The organism is Pirellulales bacterium, from assembly GCA_035533075.1.
Lineage (GTDB): Bacteria > Planctomycetota > Planctomycetia > Pirellulales > JAICIG01 > DASSFG01.
On sequence record DATLUO010000083.1, the window covers coordinates 1 to 11,945 of the forward strand.

Consider the following 11,945-nt stretch of genomic DNA (forward strand, 5'->3'; position numbering starts at 1 on the left):
GAGGCGGAGTTGGCCGCGATTCGCCGCAGCGTGGAGCGCGGGAATCCCTACGGAAGCGAGTCCTGGAACGAACGCACGGTTCGACGGCTCGGTCTCGAATCGACCATCCGCCCTCGTGGCCGCCCAAGAAAGGAGGCCTCGGCGGATAACAAAGGTTCCTGACACCGTTTCTTGGCCCGCCACCTTTTCTTGGCCCGGCTGCTGGGCGGGTCGTGGTCGCCGATCAGTCGCCGCTCGGCGGCGTTGGTCTTCGGGTGTACGTTGGGACTGTCTCGCAAGACCGCTCGCATCGCCGCGGCCAGCAGCACTCCGGCCAGCGCAATGCCGACCAGCGCCGCGCGCCAGCCGAGCCCCATTTCATACATCAGCAGCGTGCCGACAAGAAGCGGCGCGCAGCCGCCGCCAATCCGTCCGGCGGTCAGACTCTACCGCAAAGCAGCGGCGGCGCGTATACTTCAACGCCGAGGCCGAGAGGATCAAGCCCGATGGCATCGTGCCGACGCTGATCGAGAATCGTCCCGCCGGCCAAGAAGAGACCACGCTTGGTGGAAAACTATCAGAAGTATTTAGACCCAAGCACGCTGGCCAAACTGCAGGGGCTGGAGCTGCGTGCCCGGCTGATCGTCGAAGGCTACGTGTCGGGCGTGCATCGCAGCCCCTATCACGGCTTTTCCATCGAGTTCGCCGAGCACCGCGAGTATGCGCCCGGCGACGATCTGCGTTACGTCGACTGGAAGGTGTTCGGCAAGTCCGACAAGTTCTACCTCAAGCAATACGAGGAAGAAACGAACCTGGTCAGCCATCTCGTGCTCGACACCAGCGAGAGCATGCGTTACCAGAGCGAGTCGGCGCCGCTTTCGAAGCTCGAATATGCCCAGTGCGTGGCGGCGGCGCTGGCCTACCTGATCTTGCAGCAGCAAGACAGCGTGGGGCTGGTGACGTTCGACAGCGAGGTTCGGGCGTTGGTGCGGGCCAGCAGCAATCCTTCGCACCTCAAGCAGTTGCTGCACGTGATGAGCGAGTCGCGGGCGGAGCGGAAAACCGCCAGCGGGCCGATTTTTCACGATTTGGCCGAGCGGCTGAAGAAGCGGGGCGTGGTGGTGGTGCTGGGCGACTTTTTCGACGACGTGCCTTCAATGCTGGCCGGCCTGAAGCACCTGCGGCACAAGCGGCACGAGGTGATTCTGTTTCACGTGCTCGACCCGGCGGAACTCGACTTTCCCTTCCGGCAGCCAACGCTGTTCAAGGGGCTGGAGGGCTGGCCGGAGCTGCTGGCCGACCCGCGTTCGCTGCGCAAGGCGTACCTGGCGGAGTTCGAGCGCTTCGTACACGAACTGCGGCAAGGCTGCCGGGCGCATCGCATCGACTACGTGCAGATGCGCACCGATCAGCCGCTCGACCTGGCGTTGTCGAGCTATTTGACGGCCAGGTTGGCGAAGAGCCGGTAATGCAGACAACCGAGGATATCGTATGAAGAGCATCTCGACCCAGGAGTTGAAGTCCAACCTCGACGCCATTTTGAGTTCGGTGCAAGCCGGCCAGATCGTTTTGACCAAATATGCCAGGTAAGCGACGGGCATAGTCATCAACGGCCGCGTGATGCATGCCGACGAGCTTCCGCATGCCCGGCTGATGTGGCCGATGAATTGGGTCAACGCTCGCTTCGGGCACGACTACGCCGCGCCGGTCGTGGCGGTCCAACTCGGCAATACCGCGGTGCGGGACCGCGACCTCGCCTGTTTGACCAAGTTCGACGGCTTGCACGCGCTTTGGTTAAACAACACGGCCATTACCGACGAGGGCCTGCGGCTATTGCAATCGTGCCGGCACTTGGAGGAATTATCGCTTCGCGGCACGGGGGGTTGGCGACGCCGGCCTGGAATTTCTGGCGCAATTGAAGACCCTGGTTTCAAGGAGCAACCCGGCTCGATCCGCAATTCACCGCGGCCCACGAAAACCTGGCCACCGCTTGCGCCATGGACGAGCAATGGAGCGAGGCCTTGTCTGCGTGCGGCGCGGCCGCCGATCTCGATTCCAACGAGCCGCGGTATCGGCGGATGCTGGCGTATGTGCTTTGGGAAGTGGATCCAGAGCCGCGGGCCGCCGATCTCGACGTGTTGGCCAGGGCCTATGCCGCCTCCGGCCAAGAGCAGAAAGCGGCGGCACTTCGTCAAAGATCGCAGGGCCCAGTGAAGGCCGGGCCGGCAGGCTGCTCATCGTAATTCACTTGCGTTAGCGTTTGGTGAGGCGTCTGTTCTACTTCGGCGAGAGAACGCAGGTGATCCGTTTGCCCTGCGTGTTGGGAGGCGTCTCGACCTTGGCGATGTCTTCCAGGTTCTTGATGATGAACTGCACGATCCGCGGCCCCTCTTGCTGGATGTGCGCGATCTCACGCCCGCGAAAAACGACGGACACCAGCACCTTGTTCTTCTGCTCCAGAAATTCACGGGCATGATGGAGCTTCACGCCCAGATCGTGCTCGTCGGTCTTGGGGCGGATGCGGATCTCCTTGATCTTGATTTGATGCGCCTTGTGCTTTCGCTTCTGCTGCTGGTATTTGAACTTGCCGAAATCCATGATCCGGCAGACGGGCGGCCGCACGTCGGCGGCGACTTCCACCAGGTCCAGTTCGGCCTCGCGCGCGGCAGCCAGGGCCTGCTCGATCGGCATCACGCCAAGCTGCTCGCCATCGGCGGCAATGACCCGCACCGGCGACATGCGGATCTGCTCGTTGATCCTCTGTGAACGTTCGATTGCTTTTTCCTCCGGGGTTCGGGGTTCAGGGTTCAGGGTTCAGGGTTCAGGGTTTAGATGAGGGATGAGGGATGAGGGACCGTGCGGGGCGTGCGGCGACAACGGCCTAAGAAGAAAGATCCAAGACCAAAATCCTGAACCCTGAACCCTGAACCCCGAACCCTAGTATTCATGCCTTTCCCCATTTCCACCTAATCCCGCACTGACAAGCTTAGCTTGTTGGCGGATCGTTTTCGCTTTCACCTCTTCCTGCAGCTTGGCCACGGCCGCCTCAATCGGCATGGCGCCCAGGTCGCCGTCGATGCGGTCGCGCACGCTGACCGTGCCCGCCGCCATGTCTTTCTCGCCGACCACAAACATGTAGGGCACCAGCTTGAGCTGGGCATCGCGGATTTTCGCTCCCAGCTTCTCTGACCGGTAGTCGCCGGTAACGCGTAAGCCGGCCTCTTTCAGCCGGGCCTCGATCTTCCGCGCGTAAGCCTCCGACTTCTCGCTGACGATCAGCACCCGCGCTTGCTCCGGCGCCAGCCAAAGCGGAAACGCGCCGGCGAAATGCTCGATGAGCACACCCATGAACCGCTCCATCGAGCCTAGCGGCGCGCGGTGGATCATCACCGGACGATGCGGCGTGTTGTCCTGCCCGATGTATTCCAAGGCAAACCGTTCGGCACTGGGCAGGTTGTAGTCGAGCTGCACGGTGCCAAGCTGCCATTCGCGGCCGATGCAATCGGCCACCATGAAGTCGGCCTTGGGACCGTAAAACGCCGCCTCGCCACGCGTGATCTCCAGGTGCGGCAGGTTCATGTCGCGGCACACCGATTCGAGCGATTCCTCGGCCCGCCGCCAGCTTTCGTCGCTGCCGACATATTTATCGCTGGTCGGATCGCGAAAGCCCAACCGCACACGGTAATCGGTCAGGCCCAGCACCTGCAAAATGTGCTGGGTCATCTCCAGGCAGCCGCGGAACTCGTCGCCCACTTGCTCTTCGGTGCAGAACAGGTGCGCGTCGTCCTGCGTGAAGCCGCGGACGCGGGTCAAGCCGCCCAGCTCGCCCGACTGTTCATAACGATACACGGTGCCGAACTCGGCCAGCCGCACCGGCAGGTCGCGATAGCTGTGCGGCTTCGATTTATAGATCATCACGTGGTGCGGGCAATTCATCGGCTTGAGCAGGTATTTCTCGTCCTCGCTCATCACGATCGGCTTGAACTGGCTGGCGGCGTAGTAGGGGTAATGGCCGGAAATCTGATATAGCTCGACCCGCCCGATATTCGGCGTGTAGACCGGTTCGTAGCCGCGCTTGAACAGCTCGTCGCGTACGAACGTTTCCAGCAGGCCGCGGACGATGGCCCCCTTGGGCAACCACAGGATCAGGCCCGATCCGACGAGCTGGTTCGTCGTGAACAGTTCCAACTGCTTGCCCAGCACGCGATGGTCGCGGCGCTTGGCCTCTTCGACCATCCGCAAGTAGTCGTCGAGTTCTTGTTTGCTGAACCAGGCGGTGCCATAGAGCCGCTGCAATTGCTGGCGCGAGGCGTCACCCTTCCAATAGGCGCCGGCCACCGAGAGCAGCTTGAACTCGCCGATCGCACCCGCGCTGGGCACGTGCGGCCCGCGGCACAGGTCGATGAACTCCCCCTGGCGATAGAACGAGAGCGTCGGCTGATCGGCCAGACCGGTCTCGATGTGCTCGACTTTGAGCGGCTGGTGCAGGTCGCGGCAGATGGCGACGGCCTGGTCGCGCGGCTCGACGATCCGCTCAAAGGCTTCGTCGGCCTTGACGATCTTGGCCATCTCGGCCTCGATGGCCGGGAAGTCGGCCTCGCTCAGCGGACGGTCGAGGCCGATGTCGTAGTAAAAGCCGTTCTCGATGGTCGGGCCAAAGGCAAGCTGCACACCCTCGAACAGTCGCATGACCGCCCGTGCCATCACGTGGGCGCAGGAATGCCGCATCACGCCCAGAGCTTCAGGATCTTTCTTGGTAAACAGGCGAAGCGAGACGTCTCCCTGGTCGGGCAACGGGTAATCGAGTCCTACGGTGCGGCCATCGACCTGTGCGGCGATCGCCGCTTTGGCCAAGCGAGGCGAGATGTCTTGAGCCACGTCACGGGCGGTCTTGCCCGACGTGTATTCGCGAACGCTTCCATCCGGAAGCTTGACTTTCAGCATACTTCTCCCAGTACCCAGTGTTGTGCCGGCCGGAACCGCCGGGCCTTACGCACGCCAAGTATAACCGGCTGGCCAAGTTCGGGAAATAGGGCATAGCGGGGGTGCAGGAACGCTTTTGCGCCGCGCGTGGGCGTCACGCTGTAGGGAACGGACTCCGTGCCGTTCCGCACTCTGTAGGGAACGGACTCCGTGCCGTTCCGCCGAACGCCGATTGACCGTCGTTCGGTGCGCGCGGAACGGCACGGAGTCCGTTCCCTACAGAGCTTTTGGGAGCCCTCGCTCACGCTGCTACTGCCGCGGTGTGACTTCTTCCGGCCGCTCGGTAATCTTCACCGAAAGCTCCCGCTCTTTGCCCTCGCGCAACGCCGTCACCTTCACGCTCGTTCCGGGCTGGGTCGAGGCCACCAAGATCGGCAGCTCCATGTTGCTGGGAATCTTCTGGCCGTTGAACTCGACGATCAAGTCGCCCGGCTCGATGCCGGCCGCTTCGGCGGGCGAGCCGCGCAACACGCCGGCCACGAAGGCCCCTGCCCGGCCCTTCAATTGGAACTCTTTCGCCACTTCGGGCGGAATCTCCTGCAACTGCACTCCCAGCCAGCCGCGGGCCACTCGGCCTTGCTCTTTCAACCGCTCGTAAACGTCACGGGCGACTTCGCTGGGAATGGCGAAGCTGATGCCCTGATAGGCCTCGCCGATGATCGCGGTGGTGATGCCCACCAGCTCGCCGCGGACGTTCAACAGCGGGCCGCCGCTGTTGCCCGGATTCACCGCGGCGTCGGTCTGCAAGAAGTTCCGATAAATTCCGTGCTCCAGGCCGCGGCGTTGCGTGGCGCTGACGATGCCGCAGGTGACCGTGCGGTCGAGACCGTAAGGATTGCCGACGGCCAGCACCCAGTCGCCGACCTCCAGCTCGTGGCTGTCGCCCCAGGCCGCCGCCGTAAGGTTGAGGGCGTGAACGCGCAGCACGGCCAGATCGGTAAGCACGTCGTAGCCCACCACGTCAATCTCGTCATTCGCGACCGTCCGCCCATCGCTCATGTGTACCTGCACCAGACTGGCGTTCTGAATGACGTGAAAATTGGTCAGCACGTAGCCGTTCTCGGCGTCGATCACCACGCCCGAACCTTGCCCCCGCCGCTCGAAACGGCCGCGGCCAGGCGCAAACTGAAAGCCCCATTCGTCGCTGGAGGCGTTGCGGCCAAGCTGCACTTCTTGCGAGGTGTCGATGTGGACGACGCTCGGCTCAATCCGCCGGGCCACCAACCGGAAGGCCTTCGACGTATCGGAGAGCTTCACCAGCTCCGCCGAATCGCGAAGGCGGTCGAGCTCCTTCGTGGCCGCTTCGGCACGGGCACGAAGCTGGCCGCGCGTCATTGCATACTGCACCTGCTCCGCCAGGTGCGGCAGCACCAATGCCAGGCACAACACCGCCAAAATCCAGAGCAATCGCAGCAGCCGACGGTCGGGGCTGGCGGACCTGACCGGTTGCGGCAGAGAAACATCATCCATCATCCAGCTTCCTATGTGTTGGTTTCAGCGCCGTCATTATAGACGGCTCCTGCGTGAAGCAACATCATTGATACGTCACGCGGTCGGAAGTGAGGCGTTCGCGGCGGTTGGGGCAGAGCCTAAGCGATGCCCCGCGTGGCCACGACCAGACAGCGGCCGTGGGGCAAAAAGTTCACGGGGGCGAAGCCGTCGGCTCACGGAAGGTAAAGCCTGCCTGCCCACGCGCACCGCGTCGACGTCCAACAGCGTTTGTATAAGGAAAACCACAACTCGGCCCGCGTATTGGCGATCGTTTCGGACCCGTTCGGCATCTGCGAGGCTGAGCACAATGTGCGAACAGAAGCGAACGAAGGGATGTACGCGAAGGTTCCGGTCTTTGACGGAAAGGACGCCCATAGCGGATATCGCGATGGCGCAAACTCGGCAAGACGGTCTGCAGTTCGGCCGGCCGACGCGACGAAATGCTCCCTGGGCAGAGGCGTCGTCTACTACTTGCCAATCCAAGCCGCAATCCGCAGGGCCAGCCATGCACGGGCGTATTCCCACCACGACCACCATCCTGATCATCGACGACGAAACGAGCGCCATCGATGATGTCGCGCACGCTTTACGTTTGACCGATTACGCCTGCCAATGGGCGACCTCCGAAACCGAGGCCGTCGAGTGCGTCCGCCGCGCGACGCCCGACCTGGTTGTTTCGGACATCGACCTGGCGGGCAGCAGCGGCCTGGAGCTTTGCCAGCAGCTCCGGCAATACCCCGGAATGGCCGACGTGCCCGTGATTTTCATTTCCGGCGCTCAGATTCCCGACGTCGTGCGGCAAGCACGCATGGCGGGCGGCGTCTATTTTCTGCGCAAGCCGTTCGACCCGGAAGTACTGATCGAACTGGTCGACAAGGCGCTCTGGATGCCGCACGTGTTGCGCCGCCAGTTGCAGCCCTGCCTGTAAAGTTGGGATAGCTCCCTGTCGGCCCTGGCTCACCGTCAATCAGGCGTTGGGCGTTAGGCGTTGGGTATCAGGCGCCGAGATCGGAGAGACCTGCAAATTGCAAATCTGCAATGCCTAACGCCCAACGCCTTGAACCCCGTGCTGCGATAGCGAACAATAGTGGGCGCGGTTTGAATCGCGGCCGTGATCCGGCATCGATTCGGGATCTTGCCTCTTTCCATTAGGTTCGCCTGACTCATGAAAATCGCCATCGTCGGCACCGGCTATGTGGGACTTGTCACCGGCGCGTGTTTTGCCGAAACCGGCAACGACGTGACCTGCGTCGATGTCGACGCCCAGAAAATTGCCCGCCTCACGGAAGGCGATGTGCCGATCTATGAGCCGGGCCTGGGCGAGATCGTGGTGCGCAACAGCGAAGACGGCCGGCTGCACTTCACCACCGACCTGGCCTCGGCGGTCGGGCCGGCACGGCTGGTGTTCTTGGCAGTCGGCACGCCCAGTGCCGACGACGGCTCGGCCGACCTCAGCACGTTGTGGACGGTGGTCGACCAGATCGCCGGCCTTCTCGCGCATGACGCAATCGTGATTACCAAAAGCACGGTGCCCGTGGGAACCAACACCGCCATTTGGCAGCGGCTGCGGGAACACACCGGTCGCGAGTGCGACGTGGCCAGCAATCCTGAGTTCTTGAAAGAGGGGGCCGCGCTGGACGACTTCATGAAGCCCGACCGGGTCGTGGTCGGCGTCCGTCGGCCGGAAGTGGCCGAGGAATTGCGCGAGCTTTATGCGCCCTTCCTGCGGACGGAAAAGCCGTTTCTGGTCATGTCGCCGGAGAGCGCCGAGATGACCAAGTACGTTTCCAACGCGCTGCTCTCGACCAAAATCAGCTTCATCAACGAGGTGGCCAATCTTTGCGAACGGATGCAAGCCGACATCAACGACGTGCGCCGCGGCATCGGGCACGACAGCCGCATCGGCTTCGCCTTTCTGTTTCCCGGCGTCGGCTACGGCGGCAGTTGCTTTCCCAAGGACGTGCGGGCACTGAAGGCCATGGCCCGCGCCCACGGAATCGAACCCCGCTTGCTGGCCGCCGTCGACGCCGTGAACGAACAGCAGAAGACGGTGATGTTCGCCAAGCTGGCCCGGCGTTTCGCCCGTTTTGACGGCCGAAAGATCGCCGTTTGGGGCCTGGCGTTCAAGCCCCGCACCGACGATATCCGCGAGGCGCCCGCCCTGACGCTGATCGACGAGCTGTTGGCGCAGGGCGCTCACGTGCAGGTCCACGATCCCGAGGCGATGGAGAACGTGCGCGGCCGCTACGGCGACCGGCTGCTCTATGCCGAAAGCAAATACGACGCGCTCAACGGCGCCGAAGCGTTGGTGATCATGACCGAGTGGAAGCAGTTCGTACACCCGGATTTCGACGAAATGCGCCGGCGGATGAAGTCGCCGCTGATCTTCGACGGCCGCAACATCTATGAGCCGGCGCACGTCCGCGCCGCGGGCTTTGCCTATGAGTCGATCGGCCGCGCGCCGGTAGAAGCTACCATTTCTTCGGCAATCGTGCGATGATAGAGGGGCAGACCTAAAACGGTCCCATTTGCACCGAATCCTCAATTGTCAGGAGCTTTTGCATGTCCACCCGCGCTCTGTTCACGACCGCCACCGCGTTGCTTCTGGCTACGTCGACGCTCGCCGCCAATGCGGCCGCGGCCGACGAGGCCGTGAAGCTTTCCTGGAAGTTCAAAAAGGGCGAGAAACTGCACTACGTCGTCGAGCAAAGCACGACGACCGAAGGCCGGTTCGGCGGACAAGCGATCAAAAACGACATGAAGCAGACGCTGGACCTGGCGTGGACGGTCAACGACGTCGCCGACGACGGGACGGCGCACCTCACGCAAACCATCCGCCGCGTGCGGCTGAAGATGAGCCAGCCCGGCGATCCGGGCGTGGAATACGATTCGTCGTCGAAAGAAGCTCCCCAGGGTTTCGCGGCCCAGATGGCCGGAGTTTACAAAGTGCTGGTGGACAAGCCGATCAAGGTGAAGATGAGTCCGCTGGGCACCGTCAGCGACGTCACGCTTCCGGAAGGGCTGGCCGACGAAATGAAGCGCTCTGCCGGACCGGGGCCGGCGGCGGCCATGTTCAACGAAGATGTTGTGAAGCAAATGGTCGGCGGACCGGTGTTCGTCTTGGCCGACCATGCGGTGAAGAAGGGCGAGACGTGGAAGCACCAGGCCGCGATGTCGAATCCGCAGATCGGCAAGTCGACGATCGAGTTCACTTTTACTTACCTCGGCACGGAGAAGCAGGATGGCAAAGAGTTCGACAAGATCGGCATGTCGATGAAGATGTCGATCACCCCCGCCGGCGCCGGCGCGCCGACCGTCGAGATCAAGAGCCAGCAGTCGGAGGGTGACATTGATTTCGACCGCGCCGCCGGCCGTCTGGAAAAGATTCGGACGAAATCGAAGATGGCCATGGCGATCACCGCCGGCGGCACCAAACTCGATCAAGCGATCACGTCCGACAACTCGATGCGCCTGACCGACGGCAAAGGCGACGAAAAGGCGTCCGAGACCGAGAAATAGCGTATCAGCCACGGCGGCAAAACAACGATCGTAGGGTGGGACCAGCGAGCTTGCGAGCGCCGGCCCACCATTGAGTCGCGCCGACGGTGGGCCGGCGCTCGCAAGCTCGCTGGTCCCACCCTACCTATCGCAACATTCGCGGCGACGGCCCACGGAGTTCGTTTGATGCCAGCCGAGCAACCGATTCTGTATACCATCGGCCATTCGACCCACTCGTTCGACGCCCTGTTGGAATTGCTGAGGCAACACGGCGTCACGGCGGTTGCCGACGTTCGTTCGCATCCTTATAGCGCGCGACTTGGGCACTTCAATCGCGAGGAGCTGTCGTCGGCGTTGGAGGCGGCCGGCATCAAATATGTCTTTCTCGGCAAAGAACTGGGCGCGCGACGCGATGAACGCGACTCCTACTCGGGCGACCGGGCGGCCTACGAACGCATCGCCGGGCTGCCCGGCTTCGCGGCCGGTCTGGAGCGGCTGCGCAACGGCGCCCGCGATTACCGAGTGGCCTTGTTGTGCGCCGAAAAAGAGCCGCTCGATTGCCACCGCACGGTGCTCGTTTGCCGCGAGTTGCGGGACGAGTTCGAGATCCGGCATATTCTGGCAGACGGCAGCCTGGAGCGCCACGCCGACACCGAGCGCCGCCTCGTTCAAGAGACCGGCGTCACGCGGACCTTGTTCGATCCGCCGGACCTGACCGACGACGATCTCGTGCAGCAGGCCTACGACGAGCGAGCGCGAAAGATCGCTTACCGCGCCGCACAAGAGGAGGTGCCCCAGTGAGCTCCGCCACGGCGCCGATGCAGGCGAACATCACCTTGTTCACGATCGGTTTTACCGGCAAATCGGCCCGCGAATTCTTCGAGCGGCTCGAACGATCGGGCGTGCGCCGGCTGGTCGACACGCGGCTGAACAACGTTTCGCAGCTCGCCGGCTTCACCAAGAAACGCGACCTGGAATACTTTCTGCGCGCCATCGCCGACATCGATTACACCCACGATCCGGGACTGGCGCCGACCAAGGACCTGCTCGACGATTACAAGAAGAAACGCATCGACTGGGACGAGTACGCGCGGCGCTTCGACGAGTTGCTGCGGTCGCGGCGGCCGGCCGAGCGGCTCACGCTCGACGAACTGGATGGCGCCTGCCTGCTGTGCAGCGAACCGACACCGGAGAACTGCCATCGCCGGCTGGTCGCCGAATATCTCAAGGAGGAGTGGACACATGTAACCATTGAACACCTCTGAAACTGCGCGAGGAATCGCTGAGATGACCAGGCTTGTCTGTCTCGCCAATTCGAAGCGGCCGCATGGCCGGTGTGTGGCCGGCATCGATCTCGACACCGGCCGGTGGCTGCGTCCCGTCCCGGTGGAACACGACGCCGTGCCCGAAGAGCGATTGTGGCTGTCGGGCACATTCCTGGCGCCGCTCGACGTTATTGAATTGGAGTTGGCTCCGATCAGCCCCACTCCGCGTTTTCAGCGTGAGAACCACGTGGTCCGCGACTGGAACTGGGCCCGGCGCGGCCGTCTGAAAGCGACCGAGCTGTTGCGATATGTCGAGGAGCACGCGCCGATCTTTCACGGCAGCGAAGACCGCGTGCCGCCCTACGTGCTCGATTTCTTGCCGCCCGCTGAATGGAAGTCGCTGCAATTAGTCAGGCCGCGCGGCCTGACGTTGGAGCGCGATCCGGCCGGTCCGCACCGTTGGCGTGCCCGCTTCCGCGACCGCGACAACCACAAATACTGTTTTCGCGTCACCGATCCGGTGATTACGCGGCGGATGGAGTCGGGCGAGAAGATCGCCGACGATTGTTTGCTGACGATCGCCCTCACCAAGCCTTATATTCCGCCCGACACGACGGCGGCCCCGCGGTGCTACAAGCTGGTGGCCGCGGTGATCGAACTGGCGTTTGGATAAGCAAGATCGGCACTGCGTTGGACGTAGGGTGGGACCAGCGAGCTTGCGAGCGCCGG

General features: G+C 63.0%; 12 protein-coding genes. 8 read left to right on the forward strand and 4 right to left on the reverse strand.

Features of this window, described 5'->3' with window-relative positions:
• Positions 1-47: 47 nt before the first annotated feature.
• A complete protein-coding gene (locus tag VNH11_11175) occupies positions 48-365 on the reverse strand; it encodes a hypothetical protein (GenBank protein HVA46918.1) in 318 nt (105 codons plus the stop codon).
• Positions 366-545: 180 nt separating this feature from the next.
• Here VNH11_11175 and VNH11_11180 point away from each other — a divergent pair, with 180 nt between their 5' ends.
• Both VNH11_11180 and VNH11_11185 read left to right on the forward strand, forming a co-directional pair.
• Positions 546-1,448, forward strand: a complete 903-nt coding sequence (locus VNH11_11180; protein ID HVA46919.1) for a DUF58 domain-containing protein — start codon at positions 546-548, stop codon at positions 1,446-1,448.
• A gap of 528 nt (positions 1,449-1,976) precedes the next feature.
• On the forward strand, positions 1,977-2,222 hold the full coding sequence (locus tag VNH11_11185; GenBank protein ID HVA46920.1) for a hypothetical protein: 246 nt from the start codon (positions 1,977-1,979) through the stop codon (positions 2,220-2,222).
• Positions 2,223-2,256: 34 nt separating this feature from the next.
• Here the strand turns inward: VNH11_11185 and infC are convergent, their stop codons facing one another.
• The 3 genes from infC to VNH11_11200 form a co-directional block, all read right to left on the reverse strand.
• A complete protein-coding gene (infC, locus tag VNH11_11190) occupies positions 2,257-2,790 on the reverse strand; it encodes a translation initiation factor IF-3 (GenBank protein ID HVA46921.1) in 534 nt (177 codons plus the stop codon).
• Positions 2,791-2,916: 126 nt separating this feature from the next.
• Positions 2,917-4,923 (reverse strand): threonine--tRNA ligase, encoded by a 2,007-nt coding sequence (thrS, locus tag VNH11_11195; GenBank protein HVA46922.1) that lies wholly within the window; start codon positions 4,921-4,923, stop codon positions 2,917-2,919.
• Between the two features lie 288 nt (positions 4,924-5,211).
• Positions 5,212-6,435: a trypsin-like peptidase domain-containing protein gene (locus VNH11_11200; GenBank protein ID HVA46923.1), complete on the reverse strand. Its 1,224-nt coding sequence runs from the start codon at positions 6,433-6,435 to the stop codon at positions 5,212-5,214.
• A 523-nt stretch (positions 6,436-6,958) separates the two neighbouring features.
• Here VNH11_11200 and VNH11_11205 point away from each other — a divergent pair.
• The 6 genes from VNH11_11205 to VNH11_11230 all read left to right on the forward strand — a co-directional run bounded on the left by VNH11_11205 (position 6,959) and on the right by VNH11_11230 (position 11,889).
• Positions 6,959-7,381 (forward strand): response regulator, encoded by a 423-nt coding sequence (locus VNH11_11205; GenBank protein ID HVA46924.1) that lies wholly within the window; start codon positions 6,959-6,961, stop codon positions 7,379-7,381.
• Between the two features lie 237 nt (positions 7,382-7,618).
• Positions 7,619-8,953, forward strand: a complete 1,335-nt coding sequence (locus VNH11_11210) for a UDP-glucose/GDP-mannose dehydrogenase family protein (protein ID HVA46925.1) — start codon at positions 7,619-7,621, stop codon at positions 8,951-8,953.
• Between the two features lie 62 nt (positions 8,954-9,015).
• Positions 9,016-9,972 carry a DUF6263 family protein gene (locus VNH11_11215; GenBank protein HVA46926.1) on the forward strand — a complete coding sequence of 319 codons (957 nt, stop codon included), beginning with the start codon at positions 9,016-9,018 and terminating at the stop codon, positions 9,970-9,972.
• Between the two features lie 165 nt (positions 9,973-10,137).
• On the forward strand, positions 10,138-10,752 hold the full coding sequence (locus VNH11_11220) for a DUF488 domain-containing protein (protein HVA46927.1): 615 nt from the start codon (positions 10,138-10,140) through the stop codon (positions 10,750-10,752).
• Positions 10,749-11,216: a DUF488 domain-containing protein gene (locus VNH11_11225; protein HVA46928.1), complete on the forward strand. Its 468-nt coding sequence runs from the start codon at positions 10,749-10,751 to the stop codon at positions 11,214-11,216. The genes VNH11_11220 and VNH11_11225 overlap by 4 nt, the downstream gene beginning before the upstream one ends.
• A gap of 22 nt (positions 11,217-11,238) precedes the next feature.
• On the forward strand, positions 11,239-11,889 hold the full coding sequence (locus VNH11_11230) for a hypothetical protein (GenBank protein ID HVA46929.1): 651 nt from the start codon (positions 11,239-11,241) through the stop codon (positions 11,887-11,889).
• Positions 11,890-11,945 lie beyond the last annotated feature (56 nt).

Bases quoted from the DNA above. Each gene is read 5' to 3' on its own strand.
- VNH11_11175 (HVA46918.1), bottom strand. From the start codon at position 365: ATGTATGAAATGGGGCTCGGCTGGCGCGCGGCGCTGGTCGGCATTGCG.
- VNH11_11205 (HVA46924.1), top strand. From the start codon at position 6,959: ATGCACGGGCGTATTCCCACCACGACCACCATCCTGATCATCGACGAC.
- thrS (HVA46922.1), bottom strand. From the start codon at position 4,923: ATGCTGAAAGTCAAGCTTCCGGATGGAAGCGTTCGCGAATACACGTCG.
- VNH11_11210 (HVA46925.1), top strand. From the start codon at position 7,619: ATGAAAATCGCCATCGTCGGCACCGGCTATGTGGGACTTGTCACCGGC.
- VNH11_11230 (HVA46929.1), top strand. From the start codon at position 11,239: ATGACCAGGCTTGTCTGTCTCGCCAATTCGAAGCGGCCGCATGGCCGG.
- VNH11_11215 (HVA46926.1), top strand. From the start codon at position 9,016: ATGTCCACCCGCGCTCTGTTCACGACCGCCACCGCGTTGCTTCTGGCT.
- VNH11_11220 (HVA46927.1), top strand. From the start codon at position 10,138: ATGCCAGCCGAGCAACCGATTCTGTATACCATCGGCCATTCGACCCAC.
- VNH11_11185 (HVA46920.1), top strand. From the start codon at position 1,977: ATGGACGAGCAATGGAGCGAGGCCTTGTCTGCGTGCGGCGCGGCCGCC.
- VNH11_11200 (HVA46923.1), bottom strand. From the start codon at position 6,435: ATGATGGATGATGTTTCTCTGCCGCAACCGGTCAGGTCCGCCAGCCCC.